Here is a 25088-nt window from a genome sequence, read left to right as displayed (position 1 = left end):
GGGGGTTGGGGGGGTTTCGGGGGGGCGGGGATGTGTAAAGAGGACGGGGCCGGGCCGTCCCGGTCCGGGACGGGGGGTCGGCGCGGGCCGGCCGGCGGCCGGGGCTACGCGGGGACCCGGGACACTCTCGTGAATCTGAGGCTCCTCGGGGGTGAGAGGCATGTGCTGATGTCTATCAAATGCACCGGAACAACGCAGCGGCGGGTAGGTCACAACTCGGCTCAGAAGTCGAACCCGAGTTGCTCACCCGTCTCCCCCGCCTCCACGGTCTCCCGGACCTTCTTCAAGTGCTGCCAACGCGGCAGCGTATCGAGATATGCCCAGGACAGCCGATGGAGGGGGGTGGGCCCCAGCTCCTCCAGTGCCGCCCGGTGCACCGGCGAAGGGTACCCGGCATTGTCCTCGAAGCCGAACGGAGCATAGTCGACGCCCAGTTCCGCCATCATCGCGTCCCGTCGCACCTTGGCGATCACGGACGCGGCCGCCACGGCCACGCACGAGCGGTCGCCCTTGATGACCGTGCGCACACGCCAGGGACCCCCGAGGTAGTCGTGCTTGCCGTCGAGTATCACCGCGTCCGGACGCACGGGCAGGGCGTCCAGGGCGCGCGTGGCGGCGAGCCGCAGCGCGGCGGTCATCCCCAGTGCGTCGATCTCCTCCGGGGAGGCGTCGCCGAGCGCGAAGGAGTTCACCCATCCGGTGAGCGCACCGGCGAGCGCGGTACGGCGCTTGACGGTGAGCAGCTTGGAGTCGGTGAGGCCGTCGGGGGGCCGTCGCAGCCCGGTGACGGCCGCGCACACGGTGACGGGACCGGCCCAGGCGCCCCGTCCGACCTCGTCGACGCCCGCGATGACCTTGGCGCCGAGGGTCGCGCGCAGCGAGCGCTCGACGGTGTGGGTGGGGGGTTCGTGGACCATGGCAAGGCTTAGCCTACGCTCCCGCGTTGGACCGGCCGGGAGCAGGTCGGGGAGCACGGCCGCAGGTCGCGAGCGGGCCGGCCCGGCGACCGCGTCAGGGGCGCAGCAGCGGCAGCATCACCTGGTCGACGACCTCGATCAGGTCCTCCTCGGTGATCTCCCGGCCGCCGATCTTCGACCGGTACATCATCAGCGCGGGCACCACGTCGGCGACGATGTCACCGGTGGCGTCGGGCCGCACCTCACCGCGCTCGATGCCGCGCCGGACCACGTCCAGGATGCGGTGCTTGGTGGGTTCGACGACCCCTTCCATGATCAGCCGTACGAAGCAGTGGGCGGCTTCCTGGTCGCACTCGTCGATCACCGAGCGCAGGGCGAGCCCGCCGCGCGAGTACATCGCCTCGCGCATCCGCAGCACGAGGAAGACCAGGTCCTCCCGCAGGCCGCCCAGGTCCGGGACGTCGGGGACCTCGGGGAAGGCCGTCTGCAGGGCGTCGGCGACGAGGGCCTGCTTGGACGGCCAGCGGCGGTAGACGGCCGCCTTGCCGGTCTGGGCGCCGGCTGCGACGCCCTCCATGGTCAGCCCTCGCCAGCCCACCGTGCTGAGCTGCTCCAGAGCGGCTCCGAGGATCGCCCGCTCCAGAACGGGCCCGCGACGGCGGGTCCCCGCTCCCTGCGACATGGTCATGGCACCTTCTCATTCACTCTCTAGTGAACGCTTGCGTTCACTACCACCATCACCCTAGTGTCGTACACAGTGAACGCGACCGTTCACTAAGTCACCGACTGGGGGACCTCGTGACGACTGGGCAACTCACCTCACCACGAAAGCCCGGAGCCGCGCGACGCGACGGCAGGCCGGGCATCGCACTCGCGGTGATCGCGGCCTGCCAGCTCATGGTCGTGCTGGACGCCACCATTGTGAACATCGCGCTCCCGCACATCCAGGACGCGCTCTCCTTCTCCACCACCGACCTGTCCTGGGTGCTCAACGCCTACACGCTCACCTTCGGCGGTCTGCTGCTGCTCGGCGGGCGCGCGGGCGACATCCTCGGACGGCGCAGGGTGTTCGTCTTCGGCATCCTGCTGTTCTCCCTCGCCTCCCTCCTCGGAGGCTTCGCCCAGGAGCCGTGGCAACTGCTCGCCGCACGCTCCCTGCAGGGCGTCGGCGGCGCGATAGCCTCGCCGACCTCGCTCGCCCTCATCACCACCAACTTCCCCGAGGGCCCGGCGCGCAACCGGGCCTTCGGCGTGTTCGCCGCGGTCTCCGCGGGCGGCGGCGCCGTGGGCCTGCTGGCCGGCGGCATGCTCACCGACTGGCTCGACTGGCGCTGGGTGTTCTTCGTCAACGTGCCGATCGGCCTGCTGATCGCCTTCCTGGCACCGCGCTTCATCAGCGAGTCGCAGCGGCACCCCGGGCGGTTCGACGTCGCCGGAGCCGTCACCTCGACGCTCGGCATGGCCTCGCTGGTCTACGGCTTCATCCGCGCCGCCCACTCGGGCTGGCGGGACACCCTGACCGTGTCCTCGTTCGCGGCCGCCGTCGTGCTGCTCGGTGCCTTCGTGGTCATCGAACGGCGGGCCCGGGAACCGATCACCCCGCTGCGGATGTTCGCCGACCGCAACCGCTCCGGCACCTACCTGATGATGCTGAGCCTGGCCGCGGCCATGTTCGGGATGTTCTTCTTCATCGTCATCTTCGTGCAGAACGTGCTCGGCTACAGCCCCATCGCGGCGGGCTTCGCCTTCCTCCCGGTCACCGCGGCGATCGTGACCGGGGCAGGGCTGTCCACCCGCTTCCTGCCGGTGCTCGGGCCGAAGCCGTTCCTCGTGGCCGGCTCGGCGCTGACCGGTTCCGGGATGGCGTGGCTGACGCTGATCGACCCCGGCAGCAGCTACGTGGGCGGGGTGCTCGGTCCCATGCTGCTCTTCGGCTTCGGAATGGGCCTGAACTTCGTCACGCTGACGCTGACGGCCGTCTCCGGCGTCGCCCAGCACGAGGCGGGGGCCGCCTCCGGGCTCCTGAACGCGATGCAGCAGGTGGGTGGTTCGCTCGGACTGTCCATCCTGGTGACGGTGTTCGGCACCGCGAGCCGCGACAAGGCCACCGGTCTCGTCCCGGACTTCCTGGCCCACTCCACCCGGGAGCAGCAGGCCGCCTTCCAGCGGACGCACGAACTGCCGCCGCCGTGGGGCCACGAGGTCCTCGCGCACGGCATCTCGACCGCGTTCTACGCGGCCGTGGGGCTCGTCGCGCTCGCCCTGGTCACGGCGTTGTTCGTGATCCGGGTCCGCAAGAGCGACCTGGAGGCGCTCAGCGGCAGCGCGGGCGTGCCCGCGGCCTGACGCCGGCGCCGCCGCCCGGTCCGAGGGGAGGCCGGGGCGGCGGCACACGGCGTTCCACCTCACGGGAAGACCGGGTCGCCCCACTCGTCGTAGAAGCCCGGCAGCCCCGCCGCGTCGCACGGCCGGCCGCCGGTCTGCGGCGGGCGCCCGTCGAGCAGCGACCGCGCCCGGACCTCACCCAGACTGGTGGTGAACCAGGCCTCGGTGCCGTCCTCGTAGAGGTGTTCGACGATCATCTCCAGGGCGCAGGAGCGCTGCGGCTCCGGCAGCCGGTCCAGCTCCGGGACGGCGTCCGCGGAGAGGTGCCGCAGGTACTCCAGGTCGATCTTGCCGGTGCTCTCGTAGCGGCTCACCTGCTGGTCGGCGATGAGGGCGTCGGGCGACAGCAGCCCGAAGGCGAGGACGGACGCCGCGGCGCTCACCGCCACGGCGCGCGGCAGCCAGCGCGCGCCGAACACCCCGGCCGCCATGACCAGGACGATCAGCAGCCCGAGCCACAGCTCCACCCCCGCCACCGAGATCCGCAGCCGGGTCAGCCCGTACGCGTCGACGTACAAATCCATGCGACGCAGCGCGGAGGCGACCACGACCAGGGTCAGCACGCAGATCGTGCCGAGGACGGAGCGCACGAGCACGCGGTCGCGGTCGGTACCGCGCGGCGCCCAGCGCTGCGCGAGGGCGATGACCACCACGGTGAGCAGGGTGACGACGAGCAGCTGCCAAAAACCCTGCCGGGCGTACTGCGCGTAGGTCAGGCCGGTCTTGGCCAGCACCTTCTCGTAGCCGCCGAACAGCACCGCCAGCTGGACGGCGTTGAAGGCCGCGAACAGCGCGGCGAGGACGACCAAGGGCAGTGCCCACTCGGCGCGCCGGCGCGCGCGTCCCGGTTTCACCTCGATCCGGTCCCAGCGGCGCGGCGCCGCGGCGGTCCACGCCGCGCTGAGGGCGAACAGCGTCCCGACGAGGAGGAGCAGGACGCGCAGGGGGAGGTCGGTGACGGTCACATCGGGCATGAGGTCGCCCAGCAGGTCGGCGAACGCCGCGTCGGCCCCCGCGAAGAGCGCGCCGAAGACGACCAGGAGCACGACGGTCACGCCGACGGTCTTCAGCATCGGCAGCAGCCGGCTCCGGTCGTGGGCGGACCGCTCGCGCAGCCCGCGCAGCGCCCAGCCGATCGCGGACGCCGGAGCGAACCACAGCCCGGCGCCGCCGAGCAGGACGCCCGGCCAGCGGCGTCCGCCGTGCAGGGCCAGCGAGCCCAGGAAGGCGGCGGCGACGACGGCCAGGAACGACGGCCACCAGGCGTCCCGCAGTGCCGGGACGAGCAGCAGCGTCAGGCCTGCCACCGCCCACAGGGCCGACCAGGGCCGCAGCCGCCGTCCGTGGTCGAGGGCGGCGACCGCGGCCGCGGCCGCGGCGGGCACGCTCACCAGCAACAGGTTGATCCCCAGGCCGCCGCGCAGCAGGACCGCGGCCAGCACACCGGTGAGCAGCGCCGTCCACAGCACGGCGGGGCGTGCGGGGCGTGGCTTCCGCGACCGGCTCGCGATCACCCACGCCGGCGGCGGGGGCGGTGGCGGAGGCGTCCAGGGACGCGGGTACGGCGGCGCCGGATGGACGGGTGGACCGTGCTTCTGCAGCGGTGCCTGCGGATGTGCCTGCGCGGACGCCTGCGCCGTCGGCGCGGCGTCGGACGGCGTGTCGGACATGAGAACCCCTCCCCGCCGGTCGCACGGCGCCCGGGGGCTGCGCGCGGGACCGGTGCTCGACTGCGCGTCCGGCGAAGATCGGCCGGACGGCGTGGCCGACAGGCTAGGCGCGCCGACGAGCTGCGCGAACGCGGTACGGGCCCGAGGGCGCAGTCTGTGACAGGGCCGTGACAATGCAGAGGGTTGGGAGGCCCGCGAGCGGGCCGGGGCGCGGCTCAGCCGGCGGGCAGCCATTCCGGCAGGGGCTCACACCGCTCCTGCCACTCCCGCGGGGGCTCGCCACCGGCGCCGGCGGCGATGATCCCGCCGACGATGGCGCAGGTGGTGTCCACGTCACCGCCCGCGCGGGCGGTGGTCCAGAAGGCGCCCTCGTAGTCGCCCAGGCCCCGGGCGGCGGACCACAGGGCGAAGGGGACGGTGTCGTGCGCACTGGTGCGGCGGCCGTTGCCGAGGACGGCCGCGACGGTGGCCACGTCGTCGTAGTCGAGCATGTCGACGGCGCGGCGCAGCCCGGCGTGCACGGCGCTGCGCGGCAGCAGCGCCACGACGCGGGTGATGAGGTCCGCGGGGTCGCCGGGGCCGGCCGGGTCCGCGGCGAGCGAGGCGGCGGCCGCGACGGCCATCGCACCGACGACGGCCTCGCGGTGCTGGTGGGTGGTGTACGCCGACAGTTCGGCCTGCTCGGCGGCCTTCTCCGGCTCGCCCGCGTACCAGGCGCCCAGGGGCGCCACGCGCATGGCGGCGCCGTTGCCCCAGGAACCCTGGCCGTTGAACATCTCGGCGGCGAGCGTGCGCCAGTCGGCGCCTTCCTGCCGGATCAGCCGCAGCATCCGGTTCACGCCGGGACCGTAGCCGCGGTCGAAGTCGTGGTGTGCCGCGAAGGAGGCGGCCAGGGTGTCCTGGTCGACGGCGCCGTGCGAGTCCAGGACCGCGACGACCGAGCACGCCATCTCGGTGTCGTCCGTCCACTGCCAGGTTCCCGGCGGCAGCGTGCGGCCCTGCAGTGCCGGGTAGTGCGCCGGCACGAAGAACTGGGACCCGAGGGCGTCGCCCAGGGCGAGACCGCGCAGGCTGGACAGCGCGCGGCGGCGTGGGAGGTCATGGGGGTCAGCGGTCATGGCGGGAGAACTCTGACATCCGGTGCCACCCGGGTCAATCGTCCTGTGCGCAATCTCACCCGTGATATCGCGCCAGGTCGGAGTCGGTGGTCCGCCAGCGGGCGAAGGGCCGGTCGAGCCGGTACCGGCCGTCGGGCTCGGCCAGCAGCATCCGCGTCTCACCGTTGTCGGGGTTCGACAGGCACTCGAACTCGTCGACGGTCCAGTGGAACCACCGCATGCAGAACAGCCGCATGGTGAGCCCGTGCGTGACGAGCAGGACGTTCGGCGGGAACTCGGGCTTGTCGAAGGCGCGGTAGAGCGTCTCCAGGAAGGACCCGACGCGGTCGTAGACGTCCGCCCCGGACTCGCCCTGGGCGAAGCGGTAGAAGAAGTGGCCGTAGGCGTCCCTGGCCTTGCGCTGCCGCTGCACGTCCTCGGCGTCCTGGTAGTTCCCCCAGTCCTGCTCGCGCAGCCGGGGCTCCTCCTTGGCGCGGGTACGGCACGGCTCGAGGCCGAGCAGGTGGAAGGTCTGATGCGTCCGGCGGTATGGCGAGACGAAGGCCTGCACCCGCTCCTCGCCGAACAGCTCCCGAAGCTCCCGGCCCGCCGCGCGGGCCTGCTCCTCACCTCTCGTGGTGAGGGTCAGCGCGTGGTCGGGCACCCGCTCGTAGATCGTGTCGTCGGCATTGCCCTGGGACTCTCCGTGCCTGATGAGCACTATGCGACGCGGTCGGGCCATGGCCTCACTGTAATTCGTACGCGCGAGCAAGGTCGCGGCGGTCCCCGGCGGAGCCCTGGGCAGGCCCCGCCGCAGGCCTGCCACGGGCCCCGGGCGACGGTAGCCGGCTCCGTCCACAGGCCGGGCGTCCCGCCCCCGATTGTCAGTGGCGTACCTCAGACTCAGCATGAAGAGGGGGGCGCGTTCGCGCGCCACGGTTGGAGGCCGCCATGAAGACCACGTCGTTCGTTCCCGGCACACCCTGCTGGACCGATCTGAGCAGTCCCGACATCGAGGCCTCCCGTGCGTTCTACGGCGGCCTGTTCGGCTGGGACTCCCAGGCGGGCCCTCCGGAGGCCGGGGGATACACCTTCTTCAGCCTGCGCGGCGAGCACGTGGCCGCCGTCGGGCCCGTGATGGCCGAGGGCGACCGGCCGCGGTGGATCACCTACATGGCCACGAGCGACGTGACCGACACGGCCAAGGCGGTCGAGGCGGCGGGCGGCTCGGTGTGCGTACCGCCGATGGCGGTCTTCGACCAGGGCAGCTTCGCGCAGTTCACGGACCCGCACGGGGCGGAGTTCGCCGCGTGGCAGCCGGGCCGGTTCAGCGGCGCGGGCCTGCTCGACGAGCCGGGCGCGCTGTGCTGGATCGAGCTCAACACCCGGGACGTGGACGGCTCCCGCGCCTTCTACCGCAACGTCTTCGGCTGGACGGGCGAGACGCACCCGTTCGCCGGGGACAGCTCGTACACCGAGCTCGAAGTGGAGGGAACGGACCGGAAGTTCGGCGGCATCCTGCTGATGAACGACGCCTGGCCGCAGGAGATACCCCAGCACTGGATGCACTACTTCTCCGTCGCCGACACTGACGCGGCCGCCGCGCGAGCCACCGAGCTCGGGGGCAGCGTCTCCGTGCCGCCGTTCGACCTCGAGCACGTCGGGCGGGTCGCCGTGCTCGACGACCCGCACGGCGCGTACTTCTCGGTGATCACCCGCCCCGCACAGAGCGGGAAGGGCTGACCGCGGCGGCTCCCGGGGCGGTCCCCGGTCGCCGCGCCGTCATATCGACCAGGTCTGTTCCAGGTCGACGACGTCACCGGCGACGGTGAGGACGTCGGCGTCGAGATCGGCACGTTCGGACAGTCGCAGGATGGAGCCGTCCCGGTACTTGGCGTGCTCGGACGCCGAGTCCCACATGGACAGCACCAGGAAGTCGGACGCGGGTCCCTGCGCGAAGACCCCGCGCAGCATCCCCGGGGAGCCGGCCATGGCCGGGTTCCAGACCTTCTCCTGCATCAGCACGAAGTGCTCGACGCGGTCCGGCCGCACCTTGCAGTGCGCCAGCCGCAGCAGGTCACTGTCGGCGAAGCGGGGGCGGAAGCCGACCTTGACGTCCAGGCGGTGCTCGAAGAGCTTGACGCCGAGGCTCTCGTAGGTGCCGGCCTGGGCGGCCGCGAGGCGGTCGTGCGCGCCGGCCATGAAAGCGTCGTAGTACTCGCGGTCCTCCCAGAACGCGAAGAGGTGCGCGACGCCCGGCTGGCTGCGGCTCCAGCCGCCACCCTGCCCCCGGAACCCCGGCTCCCCCATGAGCCCGTTGGCCCATTTCCGCTGCCCGCGCTCGAATCCGGCACGATCGACGATTCCGCAGCGAATCCACTTCACCAGCACCGCGCCATCCTATGGCCCGCCGGCGGCCCTCCCGACCATCGGAGGACCAACTCCCGTCAACTACCTGGCACTAAAGAACCAGGCTTGCGGGTAGAGCCCCACTGGCTGTGAGGGAACCTCCCGCGTCTGAGCCGTTCAGCTTCTGAGCTGGGCGGCCGGGACGCGTGACTCACGCCCCGCAGTCCACACGCTCTCACCGCGACGTGCGATGACGTGGGAAGCGTTCCGGTCCGCGTGCGCAACGACGCCACACGACCGGCATGCGAACTTGGCTTGGGAAATCCGGTTGAGCCGGTCGACGTGCCCACACTGAGCACATTCCTTGGAGGAATACGCGGGGTCGACAAAAATGACCGGGACTCCGGCCCGGCGTGCTTTGTAGACGATGAAGTCTCCGAGTTGGGCGAAGGCCCAGGTGTGGAGTGCAACCCGTTGGGGCTTACGGAGCCGTACCCGGATGCGGATGCCCTTGAGTTCTTCCAGGGACAGGCCACATCCGGTGCGTTCAGCCTCGGTCACGATCGTCTTGGCAATGATGTGATTGGTGTTCTTGACGTGCCGCGCTTCCGCGCGAGCACGGGCCTTCAGTCGCCGCTTCGCGGACTTGGTACCTTTTGTCTGCAGCTTTTTGCGTAGGGTCAGTTGCCGCTTGCGGTACCGATTCAAGCATCGTCCGGCAGCCTGGTAACCGGTGGACGTAGTGGCGATGTTGACGATACCTAGATCCACACCGATGAAGGCGTCCGGCTCGTACTGCTCGGCCTCGGGCACCTCGCACGTGGCGATCAAGTAAAATATCCCGTCGCGTTCGAGCAAGTCGCTCTCACCCTTGCGATACTTCTGAAGTGTCTTCAACGCCTCTGGGGAACAGGCGAACCGTAAGCCCTTGATTCGGCCGTGAAGGGTCCAGATCGACACGGTGCGGGCGTCATACTGCCAGGACAGGCAACGGTCATCGTACGGCTGGGCTGCCTCAGGCCGGAAAGCGATCGGCTTAGACTCGGCCTTGATCCTTCGCTTGGAACCCTCACGGCCCAGATTCCCGGTACGGAGGCTGGCGTGAAGCGTGCTGTACGCATCGCGCACCTTCTTGATCACATGTTGGGCTGCTTGTGCACCGAACCCACGCTCTTTGAGCTGAACGTAGGTGTGCTTACGCAACTCATACTCGCGCGGCACGCCCCGCTCGTACGCGACCTGGGATACCCAGTTCGCCGCGTCGTTGGCCGCGTGCAGGGTCACCAAGAGCGCCGACGCCTGGGTGGCATCCGGCGCCAACTTGACCTGTACCACAACCTTCACACACGCAACTCTATCATTGATCTATATCACCACGCTGGGATCCATACCCCGATGTACACAGCGGTGGAAGCGTTATCCGCACCTCTTCCATGCCCACTTGGCCCTAATACCCAAGTACCGACAAAGGGTTTTCACCGACACAATCCTCACCGGGTGCGAGGAATCGTGCGCAAGGTCTGCGAGGACTTCGGCGGGGGAGTTGCGGGAGTTCAACGGCGAGAACGACCACGTGCACCTTCTCGTACACCACCTGCCGTCCGTGGCCCTGTCCCGGCTCGTCGGCAGCCTCAAAGGCGTCTCAGCCCGCCGCCTACGCCAGGACTTCCATACTCACATCAACAAGTACCTGTGGGGCGAACACTTGTGGTCCCCGTCCGGCTTCGCTGGGCCCTGCGGTGGTGCACCACTGACAGCAGTGTCCACCCTCGCCGGCTCCCGGACGGACGCCCTCGGCGCCGATGGGCACGACGCTGCGTCCGCCGTCACCGCCCGCTTTCGCCTCGCATTCGGCACGGGCGCAGTCCTGCTCGTCACGACCTCCGTGCTCGCGCTGGTGATACTGCGGCGCGAGCGGACTCAATAATGAAGTAGATCGGTGATCTCATCGCGGATGGTCTGGCCTTGAGCAAGCAGACCGCTTCGCCTTCCTCGCTTCGCCCAAGTTCACCAGAAGGTGATCACGAAGGACTCCCAGCGCTGGTAAGCGCCCGCCGCTGGGCACGCATCCACCCCACGCGCAGAGGTCGCATCAGCCGTTGAGCCAGCCGAACAGCCTGTTGCCGTGCCGCTGATCCAACTCGGCCTCCCCTTGAGCTCTTTCAGTCGCAATGATTTCGCGCTGCGTACGGCAGTGCAGGCATTCATCGCCGCGGATCAAGCCAGGGCTATCTTCCGGGTCGACGTCGCCGCCGCAGGAGGGGCATGACCACAGCGATGCCTCCCATTGCCTGTACTTGTCCTCCTGCCGGCGTTCTTCTTCCTCCTCGGCGGCTCGCCGGGCTGCGTGACGTTGTTCCTCTCGGCGGATGTAGGCATGGATGTCGTCGAAGTTGAAAAGGGCTTCCGCGAGAGCCTGGGCTGAGCCGTGGTCGAAGCGCCACCAGATCGTCCCGCGTGGGCCGTCCTGCCGCAGCCGGTCCAGTGTGGTGGCCAGGACAGGCACCACCTGTGCATAGTCCCTGTAGCCGTCCCCGTCCTCGTCGTACGGGGTGTGATAGCCGGAATGCCAGATGCCTTGCCAATGCTCCCTGGACAGACGAGCGACCTCTTGGATGCGCGCTTGCATCGCGGTGCGACCGACCTGTTTCGTGAAGACAAACGCCACGGGAGGCAGGCCGTCGCGACCGGAAGCCTGCCAGAACGTGGACCAGAGGGGGACCACCAGCCCGCTGTGGCTTTTCACGGTGCGCTGGAAGAAACGGCGGTAGCGTGCAATCTTGTCTGCCACCCTAGCGGGCGGTTCCGTGCCGTTGTCCACCTCCACGAACAGCACCGGTAAACCGTCCTCCGGCGCGGTCAGGACCGCGTCAGCGCGCAGACTTCCCTTGCCCGGTGCGGTGAAGGTACCAGTAACGGGAAGAGCGACCTCGGTCTGCCAGCCACGTAGCGTGCCCAGTCCCGGAGGCCTGACAGGCAGCGGCCTCACCGGGCGGCCGGCGTTCTGTGTCATATGGCGTACAACCGGTCGAGTCTGCTGCAACGGCGTCTGCAGGAAAGCATCAATCGCATCGGTCACCTTAACCGCATGCGTCGCGCCGACCTTGGCTGCCGCTCGCGCGGTCCCGCCCATCTCGCCAGGCACCCGATCCAGTTCCGTCGCCGCCGCCTTCAATCCGACCGCGGTGAGGTTCCACAGATGCTCGCTAACCGGCCGCCCTAGAGAATTCGTGCCGCTCACTTTGCCGATCGACTCCGCTAGCCGAGCATCTCGCAGATCTTTGCATGCATTACGGACAGTCTGAGTGTCGACAGTGCCCGGCAGAATCAGCTGGCGCAATTGCGCAGCCGTAGCGACTTTCACCACCCCAAGCGCCAACAGCACGAGACTCCGCGTTCGCGCCGTCGACCCAAACCGCCACTGCTTCGCGCTCGTCATGCACGTTCACCTCTCTACGGCTCGCGGCCTCCGCCCATCCCACCCGCGGGACCGTCTCCGCACCGCCACAGCGGGAGCGGGAGACAAGGGCTGGGGCGGGCACCTGGGGCACCACCCATGAAGTCCTGCACGTCCACTGCACCACCACCCACTGACACACAACACCAGGAGGAGCAGAAACAAAGGGGCTGTCGAGGCGTCGACCAACGGCTGGTGTGTGGGATGACCTGCGACAACACATCACTGAATGCGGATACACACCGTAGGGCGCAGTGTAGTAAGGACTGTAGGGAACGCTCTGCGTGGTTCGAACCTGCCGACGGCGGCACGAGGTGGCTCCTGGCCCAGAGCCCCCTGCCCCCCACCCAACTCCCTCAAGCCTGCGTGCATAGATGCACGCTCCTCGGAAAGATAGCTGGCCAATGCGAGTAGGAACTCACCAGCTATTGCGAAGGGTCCACCCAGAGCGAGATGTACATCGTGGATACCGTCACGGAGTGCACCTAGCTTGCCAGCGGCGGCCACAGGGCTCGCATGGCTTATGCAAACACTGGAGGGCGTTTCCCGCATGACGGCCCCGACTGTATTTGGCCCCCGACACCTCGGCGACCAGAACGACAACCGGTCCAGGCCACCAAGGCCCGACCCATGGCGGGTCAGCGCGCAGCCGTCTAAATCACCCTCTTTGAGATGACCTCGACAGGAGAATTCGGCACGGCCCGAGCGGCAAACCCGACCGATACCACGCCACGCCCACCGTCGCACACCTCGTAACCACGGCTAACTAGGCCTCGCCGCCGAGAACTGCCACGGCTTACCGAAAGGACGGTCATCGAAATGGAAAAAGTCACCTACTACGGAAGGCACGACAGGTCGTCCTCGCGAGAAACCCCGACCAGCATCGGTCGTCGACGTGTCGTGCACGATGTGGTATCCAGGCCATCGTCTTCCAATGATGCGCAGGGGCGGACCCCTAGCTAGGGCACGGCCACCGGCTGGCTCCTTAACGCCGCATGTCCTCCCGAAGCGGTGTGCTTCGGGAGGACACGCGTGGGAGTACCGGATCCGGCGTACCGGGGATCATCTGCCGGCCACCGCCATCGAGGAGGGCCGGGACCTGTCCTCGACGAGCGGCGTCCTGGCCGGCACCGCCTACCGTCCGCCGCCGGCCCGGCCTCACCTCAGGTGCCGGTCGAAGAACCGGAGTCCGTCCTCAAGCTCGAACCACGGGGTGCCGGTGTGCCCGCCCAGATAGGCACGTACCCCCCGGCGAAGAAACCTGCGGCCGCGATGCGCGGTTCGACCACCGCCAGCCGGATGCCGAGGGCGGTCCACCCCCCGGAGTATCCGACCGGCCGCCGATCCCGGGCAGCTCAAGGAGGGCGTCCAGCGTGGTCCGCCATTCCGGGGCCGCGTTGTCGACCAAGGGGCCGACGAAGGACTCGAAGATCTCGTCGACCGGCTCGCCGGCCTGCATCGCCCGCCGGAGGTCGGCACGGGCCTGCTCGTCGGCGGCGGAACGGGGCCGGTCACCGCACCCGGCCGCGTCGATGGTGGCCACCGCGTAGCCGCGCGGCGCGGTGTACCGGGCCCGGGCCACCAGCCGGGGATCCGCCCTGGGCAGGCCGTTGTTGTGGGCCATCAGGATCAGCGGGGTGGGTGCGGCAGATTCAGGCGTCCACAGGGTGCCGGGGATCTCGCCGCGGGTGAATTCGCGCTCGAGGACGCCGTCGTCGAGGCGCTGCTCGGATGTGAATCGCATGGTCGTGCCTTTCGGGAGTGCTCGTGAACGGCGCTCCCGGACGACCTACCGCTCGACCGTGACCCCGGAGGGGAGCACCCATGTCGATACTGCGTTCACGGGTACCACCTCCTCGTTCTCTCGCACGGCCTCCCGAAAGTAGTAGGGCTCGCCGCGGTCCGACAAAGGGTTTTCGCGGCGGCTCCGCAACCCCCGGGCGAAAGCCCGCGAGGGGGATCCGGAACGCATCCGGATCCCCCTCGCCACCAGGCACTACCGGGCTTCGGCCATCAGGCCGGCCACCGCGTCAGCTGCAGCCGCTGGTGGAGCCGCAGCCCTCGCAGAGGTAGCAGCTGCCCGCGCGGCGCATCTTCGTGCCGCAGGAGAAGCACAGCGGGGCGTCGGCGTTGAGGCCGAGCTGGATCTCCAGCAGCTCCGTGGAGTTGTGCGCGGTCTTCGGCGCCGGGGTCACCGCGACGGCCTCGGGCGTGGCCGTGACGGCCGGCTTGGGCGCCTCGGTCTGGCGCGGGGCGGACTGCGCCAGGCCCTCGACGTCGACCTCCTCGGCGGCGGGCTCGTACGAGCCCGTGTCGAGGTGGCGCTGGCGCTCCTCGGCGGAGTGGATGCCGAGGGCGGAGCGGGTCTCGAAGGGCAGGAAGTCCAGCGCCAGGCGGCGGAAGATGTAGTCGACGATCGACTGCGCCATCCGCACGTCCGGGTCGTCCGTGAGACCGGCCGGCTCGAAGCGCATGTTGGTGAACTTCGAGACGTAGGTCTCCAGCGGCACGCCGTACTGCAGGCCGACCGAGACGGCGATGGAGAAGGCGTCCATCATGCCCGCGAGGGTCGAACCCTGCTTGGACATCTTCAGGAAGACCTCGCCCAGACCGTCGTCCGGGTAGGAGTTGGCGGTCATGTAGCCCTCGGCGCCACCCACCGTGAAGGAGGTGGTGATCCCCGGACGGCCCTTGGGGAGCCGGCGGCGGACCGGGCGGTACTCGACGACCTTCTCGACCGCGGCGGGGGCGGGGGCCTGCACCGTCTCGGCCTTCTTCTCGTCCGCCTTCTTCTTGGCGGAGAGCGGCTGGCCGACCTTGCAGTTGTCGCGGTAGATCGCGAGCGCCTTCAGGCCGAGCTTCCAGCCCTCGTAGTAGATCTCCTCGATCTCCTCGACGGTCGCCGACTCCGGCATGTTGACCGTCTTGGAGATGGCGCCGGACAGGAACGGCTGGGTCGCGGCCATCATCCGGACGTGGCCCATCGGCGCGATGGAGCGCTCGCCCATGGCGCAGTCGAAGACCTCGTAGTGCTCGGACTTCAGGCCGGGCGCGTCGATGACGCTGCCGTGCTCGGAGATGTGGGCGACGATCGCCTCGATCTGCTCCTGCTGGTAGCCCAGGCGGTGCAGGGCCTGCGGGACCGTGTTGTTCACGATCTGCATGGAGCCGCCGCCGACCAGCTTCTTGAACTTGACCAGGGCGAGGTCCGGCTCGATCCCGGTGGTGTCGCAGTCCATCATCAGGCCGATGGTGCCGGTCGGGGCCAGCAGGGAGGCCTGCGCGTTGCGGAATCCGTTCTTCTCGCCGAGGCGCAGGACGTCCTGCCAGGCCTCGGTGGCCGCGGCCCAGACCGGGGAGTCCAGGTCGTCCATCCGCGTGGCGACCGCGTTGGCGTCGGAGTGCTGCTTCATGACGCGCTTGTGGGCGGTGGCGTTGCGGGCGTAGCCGTCGTACGGGCCGACGACCTCGGCGAGCTCCGCGGAGCGCTTGTACGAGGTGCCGGTCATCAGGGAGGTGATGGCACCGGCCAGCGCGCGGCCGCCCTCGGAGTCGTAGGCGTGGCCGGTCGCCATGAGCAGCGCGCCGAGGTTGGCGTAGCCGACGCCCAGCTGGCGGAAGGCGCGGGTGGTCTCGCCGATCTTCTGCGTCGGGAAGTCCGCGAAGGAGATGGAGATGTCCATCGCGGTGATGACGAGCTCGACGACCTTGGCGAAGCGCACGGCGTCGAAGCGCTGGTTGCCCTTGCCGTCGTCGTCGAGGAACTTCATCAGGTTGAGCGAGGCGAGGTTGCAGGACGAGTTGTCCAGGTGCATGTACTCGCTGCAGGGGTTGGACGCGGTGATGCGGCCGGTCTCCGGCGTGGTGTGCCAGTGGTTGATGACGTCGTCGTACTGGATGCCGGGGTCGGCGCAGGCCCAGGCGGCCTCCGCCAGCCTGCGGAAGAGCGCCTTGGCGTCGATCTCCTCGATGACCTCGCCGGTCATCCGGGCGCGCAGGCCGAACTTCTCGCCGTTCTCGTACGCCTTCATGAACTCTTCGTTCACGCGGACGGAGTTGTTGGCGTTCTGGTACTGGACGGACGCGATGTCGTCGCCGCCCAGGTCCATGTCGAAGCCCGCGTCGCGCAGGGCGCGGATCTTCTCCTCCTCCTTCACCTTGGTCTCGATGAAGGCCTCGACGTCGGGGTGGTCGACGTCCAGGACGACCATCTTGGCCGCGCGGCGGGTGGCACCGCCGGACTTGATGGTGCCGGCGGAGGCGTCCGCGCCGCGCATGAAGGAGACCGGGCCGGAGGCGTTGCCGCCGGAGGAGAGCAGCTCCTTGGAGGAGCGGATGCGGGAGAGGTTCAGGCCCGCGCCGGAACCGCCCTTGAAGATCATCCCCTCTTCCTTGTACCAGTCGAGGATGGACTCCATGGAGTCGTCGACCGAGAGGATGAAGCAGGCCGAGACCTGCTGCGGCTGGGCGGTGCCGACGTTGAACCAGACCGGGGAGTTGAAGCTGAAGACCTGGTGGAGCAGGGCCCAGGTGAGCTCGTGCTCGAAGATCTCCGCATCGGCGGGCGACGCGAAGTAGCCGTGGTCCTCGCCGGCCTTGCGGTACGTCGTGACCACGCGGTCGATCAGCTGGCGGAGGCTGCTCTCGCGCTGCGGGGATCCGACGGCACCGCGGAAGTACTTGCTGGTGACGATGTTGACCGCGTTCACCGACCAGAAGTCGGGGAACTCCACGCCGCGCTGCTCGAAGTTGATCGAGCCGTCGCGCCAGTTGGTCATGACGACGTCACGGCGCTCCCAGACCACCTCGTCGTAGGGGTGCGTCCCCGGGGTGGTGTGGATGCGCTCGATGCGCAGGCCCTTGGCGGCCGGAGCCGCCGCGGCCGCCTTGCCGGCCTTGGCTCGGGAACTCCGTGCCGGGCCGCTCGTCGTCTCTGTCATGTGCCGCCTCCCATTACAGGCATTACAGGTAAAACGCCCTGAAGCGCCGCGGTCTTCCCGCGTCTGTGTCTCTCACGGCCGGTACACCCCCCGGGTGCCCGGCAAGTCTCGTACCGGTGTGCCGCCGCTACTCTGCGGCGACGGCGGCGGTCGGGACGGCTCCGTCCCGGTCCCGCCCACCGGTGTCGTCCGGTGGCCCCTGGTCGCGCAGCTCGGCGATCGCCGTCTCGAAGTCCTCGAGCGAGTCGAAGGCCCGGTAGACGGAGGCGAAGCGGAGGTAGGCGACCAGGTCCAGGTCCTTCAGCGGGCCGAGTATGGCCAGTCCGACGTCGTGGGTCGACAGCTCGGCGCTGCCCGTGGCACGCACCGCCTCCTCGACGCGCTGCCCGAGCTGGGCGAGGGCGTCCTCGGTGACGGGCCGCCCCTGGCAGGCCTTGCGGACTCCGGCGATGACCTTGTTACGGCTGAAGGGTTCGGTGACCCCGCTGCGCTTGATCACCATCAGCGAGGCCGTCTCCACGGTGGTGAAGCGGCGGCCGCAGTCGGGACACTGCCGGCGACGACGGATCGAGGTGCCGTCGTCGGTGGTCCGGCTGTCGACGACGCGGCTGTCGGGGTGTCGGCAGAAGGGGCAGTGCATCGTTTCCCTCTCCCTCCCTCACCCACGGTGAGCGCACGACTTCTGAGCCCGAGGGGCCGGTCACGACCCCCCGAAGCAGCCACAAGCATAGGCGATCCGGAAGGGCTTGATGACCCAGGGACCACTACTTGTGGGGGCTGGACCCCATCCAACCACTAGATCTGGTGGCGTGGCGGCCATATGCGCCCATCGCGCGGACCGCGTGTCGCGGCCCGCCGACGGGACGGGAGCCTACGCGACGCGCGGCCTCCCGGGAGAGCCGGGGCGCGGGTGACACACTGGGTGTACGGATCGTCACGGCTCGCGCATCATGGAACCGGGCGGGCGGACGGGGGCGACACGGCAATACCGGCCCGGGGAAACGGCGTTCGGATCCCGAATGCGGGATGAATTCGAAATCATATTCGATCAATACCATCTACACCTTGATCGCGTCACTGGATCCGCGCAAATTCACTCGAACGTGTGTTTGGCGCAACCTTTCGAAAGCAACTACCGTTGTCCTACTAGGGAGAACATCTCGAGAGGGGCCGCCGTGACCACCACCGCCGACAGCGCCACATTGACCGCCCATGACCGCCCCCAGGACCGGCTACGCCCGATGGAAGCGATGAACGACGAGACGCCAAAGCCCGCGCGAGCGCTACCCGGACGACCTCCAGGAATCCGGGCGGACAGTTCCGGACTCACCGACCGCCAAAGGCGCGTCATCGAGGTGATCCGGGATTCCGTCCAGCGGCGCGGATACCCGCCGTCCATGCGCGAGATCGGCCAGGCCGTCGGGCTGTCGAGCACCTCGTCGGTCGCCCATCAGCTCATGGCGCTGGAGCGCAAGGGCTTCCTCCGGCGTGACCCGCACCGGCCCCGCGCTTACGAGGTGCGGGCGTCCGACTCCGCGCAGGCGCAGCCCACGGACACCGCGGGCAAGCCGTCCGCGTCGTACGTCCCCCTGGTGGGCCGGATCGCCGCCGGTGGCCCGATCCTCGCCGAGGAGTCCGTGGAGGACGTGTTCCCGCTCCCCCGCCAGCTGGTGGGCGACGGCGAGCTGTTCGTCCTGAAGGTCGTCGGCGACTCGATGATCGAGGCCGCCATCTGCGACGGCGACTGGGTGACCGTGCGCCGTCAGCCGGTCGCGGAGAACGGCGACATCGTCGCCGCGATGATCGAGGGCGAGGCCACGGTCAAGCGCTTCAAGCGCGAGGACGGGCATGTGTGGCTGATGCCGCACAACGCCGCGTACCAGCCCATCGCCGGTGACGAGGCGACCATCCTCGGCAAGGTGGTGGCGGTGCTGCGCCGGGTCTGAGCCAAGGACCCGCCCGTGACCGGGCCCCGGAACCTCTGCGCCGGTTCCGGGGCCCCGTTGTGTGCCGGGGCTGCTGTCGTGCTCTGCCGGGGGTGCCCGGTGGCGTCACTCGGCCGCCGAGGCGGCGGCGTCGATGGCGGCCAGCGAACGGCGGACCTGGTTGCGGTCGGTCGTCTGCCAGAAGTCCGGCATCGAGGCCTTGATGAAGCCGCCGTAGCGGGCCGTCACCAGCCGGGGGTCGAGGACGGCGACGACCCCGCGGTCCCCGGAGGCCCGCACCAGCCGGCCGGCGCCCTGCGCCATGAGCAGGGCCGCATGCGTGGCGGCGACCGCCATGAACCCGTTGCCGCCCCTGTCCTCCACCGCCTTCTGGCGCGCGCTCATCAGCGGGTCGTCGGGGCGGGGGAACGGGATCCGGTCCATGACGACCAACTGGCAGTTCGGCCCGGGCACGTCCACGCCCTGCCAGAGCGAGAGGGTGCCGAACAGGCACGTGCGGGCGTCGGAGGCGAAGCGGCGGATCAGCTCGCCCAGGGTCTCCTCGCCCTGCAGCAGGACCGGGTGGTCGATGCGGCCGCGCAGCGCCTCGGCGGCGCCCTGGGCCGCACGCATGGACGAGAACAGCCCGAGCGTACGACCGCCCGCGGCCTCGATCAGCTCCGCGAGCTCGTCCAGCATGTCCTCGCGGCCGCTGTCCCGGCCGGGCTGCGACAGATGCCGGGCGACATAGAGGATGCCCTGCCGGGGGTAGTCGAAGGGCGAGCCGACGTCGACGCCCTTCCACACCGGGGGCTCCTCCTCGCCCTCGGCGGCCACGGTGCCCTCCGGCGCCAGTCCGAGCGAGGCCGCGACCCCGTTGAAGTCGCCGCCGAGCCGCAGCGTGGCCGAGGTCAGGACGACGGAGCGCTCGGTGAACAGCTTCTCCCGCAGCAGTCCGGAGACGCTGAGCGGGGCGACCCGCAGCGAGGCACCGAAGCGGTCGTGGCGCTCGTACCAGACGACGTCGTACTCGGAGCCCTCCACAATGCGCTCGGCGACCTCGTGGACGTTCTCCGTGGCGGCGAGGGCCATCTTCCGCACGGCGTCCTCGTCCTGCACGGAGCGGTCACGGGTCTCGCCGAGCGAGGTGATGACCTGACGGCAGGCGTCGCGCAGCGCCATCAGGGCGTAGCGGAGATCCTCGGGCAGCTCCTCCAGACGCCCGGGGAGGGCCAGCTCCATGAGCCGCTCGAAGCCCTCCGACGCGCTCATCAGGGCGTCCGCGGCCTTCTCGTTGACCAGCTTGGCCGCGAGCTTCACCGTCCGGTTGACCCTGCCGGGGGTGAGCTCGCCCGTGGCGACGCCGGTGACGCGCGAGACCAGTTCATGGGCCTCGTCGACGACCAGCACCTCGTGGCTGGGCAGGACGGGCGCGCCCTCCAGGGCGTCGATGGCCAGCAGCGCGTGGTTGGTGACCACGACGTCGGCGAGCTTGGCGCGCTCGCGCGCCGCCTCCGCGAAGCACTCGGCGCCGTAGGCGCAGCGCGAGGCGCCCAGGCACTCGCGGGAGGTCACCGAGACCTGCTGCCAGGCGCGGTCGGAGACGCCGGGGGTCAGGTCGTCGCGGTCGCCGCTCTCCGTCTCGTCCGACCAATCGCGCAGCCGGAGCAGGTCCTGGCCGAGCTTGCTGGTCGGCGCCGCGGCCTCGAACTGGTCGAAGAGCCCGTCGCCCTCGTCCTGCGGCACGCCCTCGTGGAGCCGGTGCAGGCACAGGTAGTTGGAGCGGCCCTTGAGCATCGCGAACTGCGGCTCGCGGCGCAGCAGCGGCTGCAGCGCGGTGACGGTGCGCGGCAGGTCGCGCTCGACGAGCTGGCGCTGCAGGGCCAGGGTCGCGGTGGCCACCACGACCCGTTCGCCCTGCGCCAGCGCGGGCACCAGGTAGCCCAGCGACTTGCCGGTTCCGGTGCCGGCCTGGACCAGCAGGTGGGAGCCGCTGTCGACGGCTTCGGCGACGGCTTCGGCCATGGTGACCTGGCCGGGGCGCTCCACTCCGCCGACCGCGGTGACGGCGGCGTGGAGGAGGTCGGTGAGGGCGGGCTTCGCGGGCTGTGTCATAGGGCAACCAGCCTACGGGGCGGCACTGACACCGCGGTCGCCACCGCACGTACCGGCGCCCGCCCGCCCGCGGCGCGGCCGGTCACAGGACGTGACGCAGCGCGCGGTCGCGGACCAGCAGCGCGGCCCGCTTGCCGGGCAGCTCGACCTCCGCGGAGAAGCGGAAGCCCGCGGCGAGGAAGGCGGCCACGGACGGGGTGTTGCGCAGGTCGGGCTCGGCGATCACCCGGGTGCACCGGGGGCGCTGCCGCAGGGCGTGGTCGGCGACGGCCCGCAGCAGGGTGCCGCCGAGGCCGCGGGCCCGGTCGGCGACGGGACCGATGAGCAGGTGGAGCCCGGTGTCGTGGGGGCGGGCCGGGTAGAAGCGGGCCACCGCGTCGAGGTCGGCGCGGTACACCTCCCAGTAGCTCATGGGCACCCCGTCGAGGACCCCGACGCAGGGCATGCTGCGCCCGTCGCCGTCGAGCTGGGCGCGCAGGTGCCGCTCGGCGACCTCGGGCCGGCCCGCGAGGTCCCAGAACTCCGCGACGGCGGGGTCGTTCATCCAGTGGGTGATGACCGGGAGGTCGCGCTCGGGGCGTACGGGGACGAGCTGGAAGGTGCCCGCGGGGGTGCCGACCGGGCCCCAGTCGGCGACGCCGTCGAGGAGGTCGTCGAGCGGGGCCGGGCCGCCGGCGCGGTCGTCGGCGGTGACGTCCTCGTCGAGGAGCGCGCGGAGCTCGGGCGGCAGTTCCAGGTCGAGGGTGTCGTCGGCGTTCCCGGCACCGGGGTCCCGGGGGTCGGCGGTCGCGGGCGCGCCCACGGGGGCGCGGGTGGGGTCGGCGGTCGCCACGGTGGTCGCGGCCTCCTCTCGTCAGGCGGTGAGGGGGTTGGGGACGGTGACGTAGACGGACTGGGTGTCGACGGGGCCGGCCAGCTCGTCCATCCCGTGCAGCCGGGTGAGGAGGTTGGCCTTGCAGCGCAGCCCTGGTTCCTCCAGCAGCCGTGCGGGCAGGCCGGAGCGGCCGGTGCGGGCGGCCTGCTCCAGGAAGCGGCGCAGGGCGGCGAGGAGCACCCGTTCGTCGGCGAGGCGCTGGGAGCCCAGGGCGCCGACCAGACCGAGGACGTTGTTGACCCCGAGGTAGTAGGCGAAGCGCTCGTCCGCCACGGCGTCGGCCACGAAGGTGTCGCTGCTCCCGCCGGCCCCGGGCAGCAGGGCGGTGAGCCCGGCGCGCGCGGACTCGCGGAAGTAGTAGCCCTGGTTGTCGCGGTAGCGGCCGCCGGCCGGCCAGCCGTGGGCGTCGAGGACGACCAGGGTGTTCTGCTGGTGGGCCTCCAGGGCGATGCCCGCCTCGCCGTCCAGCCACAGCACCGGCCGGACCACGGCGTCCAGGTAGCGCAGGAACCACTCGGTGGCCACGGCCGCCACCGGTCGACCGGTACGCGACGCGAGCCGGGCCAGCAGTTCGCCGAGCCGGGACCGCAGGGCGCCCCCGTCCGGCGCGGGGCGCAGGGCCGTGATCCCGGCGAGGCAGCGCACCTCGTCGCCGGGGCCGAAGGGGTTGTGCCGCAGGACGACGTCGAGGCCGGGTACGGGGGCGCCGGCGGCGGTGCCGACCGCCAGCCAGGCGGGGTCGCGGACGATGTCGAACCCGGGGTGCACGGCGTGCCAGCGCGCGGCGAGGCCGGCCCGGAGCAGCCGGTGCACCTCGACGCCCCGGTGGAGTTCCTTGCGGAGGTTCTCGCGGCGGGAGTTGGTGATCCGCAGGGCCAGCGAGAGCTTGAGCATCGCGGGGGCGCCCGGGCGGAACACCGTGCGCAGCGAGGACGTGGGGTGCCAGGGGTCGCCCGCGGCGCCGAGGTCGTGGAGGAGCCCGGCCTCCAGCAGTGCGCGCACCGCCGGGCGGTGGACGACCTCGCGGGCCTGCCAGGGGTGGAGCGGCAGGGCCACGGTGCCGGCGGGGAGCCGCCGGGCGAGTTCAGGTCCGGCGAGGGCCGCCAGCAGGTGCTCGGCGGGGACCGGGCGGCCGCGTTCGGTCCAGGCGGAGTCGGTGGCCAGCAGCGAGCGGTGCACGGACAGCCAGTGCAGGGCGAAGGCCCCGCGCGTTTCCGGGGCGTAGACCACGGCCTCGGCCTCGGTGAGTCCTTCCCGGCCCTTGGGCGCGGGGTGGAACGGGTGGCCCAGGACGAGGGCCTGCTCGGCGTCGAGGAAGGGGTGGGTTCCCCGGGGGGCGGCGGGGCGGGCGCGGCGTGCGGACAGGAAGGCGGCGGTCTGGCGTACGGAGTCGGCGACCCGCGCGACGAGGCCGGGCCCGTCCGGGCCGGCCGCGGCGGCCTCCCGCGCGAGCAGCGCGGCGAGGGTGACGGCGTCCAGCGGAGCGCCCCCTGCCGCGGGGCGCGGGGCGCCGAGGCGGTGGTGGCCGACGGCCGACCAGTGCAGGACCGGGACGAGGAGTTCCGCGCCGCTCGCGGGCAGCGGCACGCGCAGGGTGCGGCCGTCCGGCTCCCGCGGCAGCCCCGTCTCGCGGACCCAGCAGCGCAGCAGGGCCTCCGTGCCGGCCGCGTCGGCGGCGGCCCACGGATCCGCCTGCTCCAGCGGGTCGTCGCCGGACGACGGGGCGGACGGTCCGGGCAGCCCGGCGTGGGCCGGCGGTTCGGCCCGGCCCGGCAGTTCGGCCGTGGCGGCGCGCTGCTGGGGGACGGCTGCCACGGTGGCTTCGTCGCCGGGACGTACGGTCATCGCTTCGCTCCGTGAGGGGTCGGCGCCCGGTGCGGTCCGCCGCGGGGCGGGGCCGGTGGGCACGAGGTCACGCCCGGACCGCGGTCGCCGCGACGAGGGCGTCGGCGAGGCGGTCGAGGACGGCTTCTGACTGTTCTTCGGTGATCGTCAGCGGGGGCAGCAGCCGGATCACGGCGGCGTCGCGGCCGCCGAGTTCGACGATGAGGCCGCGGTCGAGGGCGGCCCGCCGGACGGCCGCCGCGAGGCGGGGCGCGGTCGGGGGGACGCCCCGTGGGCCGGGGGCGGCGTCCGGGTCGACGAGTTCGACGCCCAGCATGAGGCCGCGGCCGCGGACGTCGCCGACGCAGGGGTGTTCCGCGGCCAGGGCCCGCAGCCGGGCGAGCATCCGGGCACCGAGCTCGGCGGCGCGCTCGGCGAGGCCGTTGCGCCGCACGTAGGCGAGGGTGGCGGTGCCCGCGGCCATGGCGAGCTGGTTGCCGCGGAAGGTGCCCGCGTGGGCGCCGGGCTGCCAGGAGTCGAGTTCCTCGCGGTAGACGATGACGGCGAGCGGGAGGCTGCCGCCGATCGCCTTGGACAGCACCATCACGTCCGGGACGACGCCGCTGTGCTCGACGGCCCAGAAGGTCCCCGTGCGCCCCACGCCGGTCTGCACCTCGTCGGCGATGAGCGGGATGCCGCGGGCCGCGGTGAGGTCGCGCATCCGCCGCAGCCAGGTGTCGGGGGCGGGGATGACACCGCCCTCGCCCTGGACGGGTTCGAGGAGCATGCCCGCGGGGGGCTGGATGCCGCCCTTGGGGTCGTCGAGCAGGTTCTCCGTCAGGCGGGCGGAGAGTTCGGCGCCGTGTTCCCCGCCGACGCCGAACGGGCAGCGGTAGTCGTACGGGTAGGGGAGCCGGGTGATCCGGGCGTCGGCGGCGCCGGCCGCGCCCCGCACGGCGATGTCCCCGGTGGCGGCGAGGGCGGCGGCGGTCATGCCGTGGTAGCCGCCGGAGAAGGCGAGCAGTCCGCTGCGGCCGGTGGCGGTGCGGACGAGCTTGAGGGCGGCCTCGACCGCGTCGGTGCCGGCCGGGCCGCAGAACTGGATGCGTCCGTGGTCGGCGAGTTCGCGCGGCAGGGTATCGAAGAGCGCGGTGGTGAAGGCGTCCTTGACGGGGGTGGCGAGGTCCAGCACGTGGAGCGGGGCACCGGAGTCGAGGACGGCGCGGATGGCCTCCAGGACGACGGGGTGGTTGTGGCCGAGGGCGAGGGTGCCGGCGCCGGAGAGGCAGTCGAGGTAGCGGCGGCCGTCGGCGCCCTCGACGGTCATGCCGCGGGCGCGCACGGGGACGACGGGCAGCGAGCGGGCGTAGGTGCGGGCGGCGGACTCGCGCGCCGACTGACGCCGCAGGATGCCCTCGGTGTCGTCGAACCCGCCCTCGTGCACCGCCGGTCGGCTCCTGGCGCTCGGCATGGCGGCCACGTGCTCACTCCTCGGTGTCGGCTGCTCCGTCCCCGGAGCTACCAACGACGCACGC

Annotated in this window: 17 protein-coding genes and 2 pseudogenes; 4 read left to right on the top strand and 15 right to left on the bottom strand. The window is 71.1% G+C overall.

What is annotated here, in order from left to right; all coding sequences use genetic code 11:
* Positions 1-221: 221 nt before the first annotated feature.
* Together rnhB and PV350_RS17095 are read right to left on the bottom strand one after the other, a co-directional pair.
* A complete protein-coding gene (rnhB, locus tag PV350_RS17100; RefSeq protein WP_499514456.1) occupies positions 222-917 on the bottom strand; it encodes a ribonuclease HII in 696 nt (231 codons plus the stop codon).
* A 94-nt stretch (positions 918-1011) separates the two neighbouring features.
* Positions 1012-1605 carry a TetR/AcrR family transcriptional regulator gene (locus PV350_RS17095; RefSeq protein WP_499514455.1) on the bottom strand — a complete coding sequence of 198 codons (594 nt, stop codon included), beginning with the start codon at positions 1603-1605 and terminating at the stop codon, positions 1012-1014.
* A gap of 110 nt (positions 1606-1715) precedes the next feature.
* On the opposite strand from PV350_RS17095, the gene PV350_RS17090 reads away from it, so the two are divergent.
* Positions 1716-3263, top strand: coding sequence for an MFS transporter (locus PV350_RS17090; RefSeq protein ID WP_499514454.1), 1548 nt, complete (start codon positions 1716-1718; stop codon positions 3261-3263).
* Positions 3264-3322: 59 nt separating this feature from the next.
* Here PV350_RS17090 and PV350_RS17085 read toward each other — a convergent pair whose 3' ends face one another.
* The 3 genes from PV350_RS17085 to PV350_RS17075 all read right to left on the bottom strand — a co-directional run bounded on the left by PV350_RS17085 (position 3323) and on the right by PV350_RS17075 (position 6811).
* The gene (locus tag PV350_RS17085) at positions 3323-4972 is read right to left on the bottom strand and encodes a DUF4153 domain-containing protein (protein WP_500334632.1); all 1650 of its coding nucleotides are present in this window, start codon (positions 4970-4972) and stop codon (positions 3323-3325) included.
* 215 nt (positions 4973-5187) lie between these two features.
* On the bottom strand, positions 5188-6090 hold the full coding sequence (locus PV350_RS17080; protein ID WP_499514452.1) for an ADP-ribosylglycohydrolase family protein: 903 nt from the start codon (positions 6088-6090) through the stop codon (positions 5188-5190).
* A gap of 55 nt (positions 6091-6145) precedes the next feature.
* Positions 6146-6811, bottom strand: coding sequence for a phosphoglycerate mutase family protein (locus PV350_RS17075; protein WP_499514451.1), 666 nt, complete (start codon positions 6809-6811; stop codon positions 6146-6148).
* Between the two features lie 209 nt (positions 6812-7020).
* Here PV350_RS17075 and PV350_RS17070 point away from each other — a divergent pair, with 209 nt between their 5' ends.
* Positions 7021-7812 carry a VOC family protein gene (locus tag PV350_RS17070; RefSeq protein WP_499514450.1) on the top strand — a complete coding sequence of 264 codons (792 nt, stop codon included), beginning with the start codon at positions 7021-7023 and terminating at the stop codon, positions 7810-7812.
* Positions 7813-7851: 39 nt separating this feature from the next.
* On the opposite strand, the gene PV350_RS17065 is transcribed toward PV350_RS17070, so the two are convergent.
* Positions 7852-8460: a YdbC family protein gene (locus PV350_RS17065; RefSeq protein ID WP_499514449.1), complete on the bottom strand. Its 609-nt coding sequence runs from the start codon at positions 8458-8460 to the stop codon at positions 7852-7854.
* Between the two features lie 135 nt (positions 8461-8595).
* Entirely contained in the window at positions 8596-9762 is a 1167-nt protein-coding gene (locus PV350_RS17060; protein WP_500334629.1) for an RNA-guided endonuclease InsQ/TnpB family protein, read from the bottom strand.
* Positions 9763-9785: 23 nt separating this feature from the next.
* On the opposite strand from PV350_RS17060, the pseudogene tnpA reads away from it, so the two are divergent.
* Positions 9786-10180: pseudogene (gene tnpA, locus PV350_RS17055) on the top strand (IS200/IS605 family transposase); the annotation flags it as partial.
* 330 nt (positions 10181-10510) lie between these two features.
* Here tnpA and PV350_RS17050 read toward each other — a convergent pair.
* The 4 genes and pseudogenes from PV350_RS17050 to nrdR all read right to left on the bottom strand — a co-directional run bounded on the left by PV350_RS17050 (position 10511) and on the right by nrdR (position 17455).
* A complete protein-coding gene (locus tag PV350_RS17050) occupies positions 10511-11857 on the bottom strand; it encodes a replication-relaxation family protein (protein WP_500334627.1) in 1347 nt (448 codons plus the stop codon).
* Between the two features lie 1176 nt (positions 11858-13033).
* Positions 13034-13619 (bottom strand): annotated as a pseudogene (locus tag PV350_RS17045) (dienelactone hydrolase family protein).
* 286 nt (positions 13620-13905) lie between these two features.
* Complete coding sequence (locus tag PV350_RS17040; protein ID WP_500334626.1) at positions 13906-16815, bottom strand: vitamin B12-dependent ribonucleotide reductase; 2910 nt, start codon at positions 16813-16815, stop codon at positions 13906-13908.
* Between the two features lie 127 nt (positions 16816-16942).
* Complete coding sequence (nrdR, locus tag PV350_RS17035) at positions 16943-17455, bottom strand: transcriptional regulator NrdR (RefSeq protein ID WP_499514420.1); 513 nt, start codon at positions 17453-17455, stop codon at positions 16943-16945.
* Positions 17456-17990: 535 nt separating this feature from the next.
* Here nrdR and lexA point away from each other — a divergent pair.
* Complete coding sequence (gene lexA / locus PV350_RS17030) at positions 17991-18761, top strand: LexA family protein (protein WP_499514419.1); 771 nt, start codon at positions 17991-17993, stop codon at positions 18759-18761.
* A 105-nt stretch (positions 18762-18866) separates the two neighbouring features.
* Here the strand turns inward: lexA and PV350_RS17025 are convergent, their stop codons facing one another.
* The 4 genes from PV350_RS17025 to PV350_RS17010 all read right to left on the bottom strand — a co-directional run bounded on the left by PV350_RS17025 (position 18867) and on the right by PV350_RS17010 (position 25024).
* The gene (locus PV350_RS17025) at positions 18867-20855 is read right to left on the bottom strand and encodes an ATP-dependent DNA helicase (RefSeq protein ID WP_499514418.1); all 1989 of its coding nucleotides are present in this window, start codon (positions 20853-20855) and stop codon (positions 18867-18869) included.
* Between the two features lie 82 nt (positions 20856-20937).
* Complete coding sequence (locus PV350_RS17020; protein WP_499514417.1) at positions 20938-21687, bottom strand: GNAT family N-acetyltransferase; 750 nt, start codon at positions 21685-21687, stop codon at positions 20938-20940.
* A gap of 21 nt (positions 21688-21708) precedes the next feature.
* Positions 21709-23574 (bottom strand): IucA/IucC family protein, encoded by a 1866-nt coding sequence (locus tag PV350_RS17015; RefSeq protein WP_500334623.1) that lies wholly within the window; start codon positions 23572-23574, stop codon positions 21709-21711.
* A 67-nt stretch (positions 23575-23641) separates the two neighbouring features.
* The gene (locus tag PV350_RS17010; protein ID WP_500334635.1) at positions 23642-25024 is read right to left on the bottom strand and encodes a diaminobutyrate--2-oxoglutarate transaminase family protein; all 1383 of its coding nucleotides are present in this window, start codon (positions 25022-25024) and stop codon (positions 23642-23644) included.
* Positions 25025-25088 lie beyond the last annotated feature (64 nt).

Source organism: Streptomyces sp. PA03-6a (assembly GCF_033792765.1).
Taxonomy (GTDB): Bacteria; Actinomycetota; Actinomycetes; order Streptomycetales; family Streptomycetaceae; genus Actinacidiphila.
The sequence above is the reverse complement of the archived record's forward strand: the minus strand, read 5'-3'. Positions and strand labels throughout refer to the sequence as shown.

Excerpts from the sequence above, each read along its gene's own strand:
- rnhB (WP_499514456.1), bottom strand. The coding sequence starts at position 917 with ATGGTCCACGAACCCCCCACCCACACCGTCGAGCGCTCGCTGCGCGCG.
- PV350_RS17095 (WP_499514455.1), bottom strand. The coding sequence starts at position 1,605 with ATGACCATGTCGCAGGGAGCGGGGACCCGCCGTCGCGGGCCCGTTCTG.
- PV350_RS17085 (WP_500334632.1), bottom strand. The coding sequence starts at position 4,972 with ATGTCCGACACGCCGTCCGACGCCGCGCCGACGGCGCAGGCGTCCGCG.
- PV350_RS17080 (WP_499514452.1), bottom strand. The coding sequence starts at position 6,090 with ATGACCGCTGACCCCCATGACCTCCCACGCCGCCGCGCGCTGTCCAGC.
- PV350_RS17075 (WP_499514451.1), bottom strand. The coding sequence starts at position 6,811 with ATGGCCCGACCGCGTCGCATAGTGCTCATCAGGCACGGAGAGTCCCAG.
- PV350_RS17070 (WP_499514450.1), top strand. The coding sequence starts at position 7,021 with ATGAAGACCACGTCGTTCGTTCCCGGCACACCCTGCTGGACCGATCTG.
- PV350_RS17050 (WP_500334627.1), bottom strand. The coding sequence starts at position 11,857 with ATGACGAGCGCGAAGCAGTGGCGGTTTGGGTCGACGGCGCGAACGCGG.
- PV350_RS17040 (WP_500334626.1), bottom strand. The coding sequence starts at position 16,815 with ATGACAGAGACGACGAGCGGCCCGGCACGGAGTTCCCGAGCCAAGGCC.
- nrdR (WP_499514420.1), bottom strand. The coding sequence starts at position 17,455 with ATGCACTGCCCCTTCTGCCGACACCCCGACAGCCGCGTCGTCGACAGC.
- PV350_RS17025 (WP_499514418.1), bottom strand. The coding sequence starts at position 20,855 with ATGACACAGCCCGCGAAGCCCGCCCTCACCGACCTCCTCCACGCCGCC.
- PV350_RS17015 (WP_500334623.1), bottom strand. The coding sequence starts at position 23,574 with ATGACCGTACGTCCCGGCGACGAAGCCACCGTGGCAGCCGTCCCCCAG.
- PV350_RS17010 (WP_500334635.1), bottom strand. The coding sequence starts at position 25,024 with ATGCCGAGCGCCAGGAGCCGACCGGCGGTGCACGAGGGCGGGTTCGAC.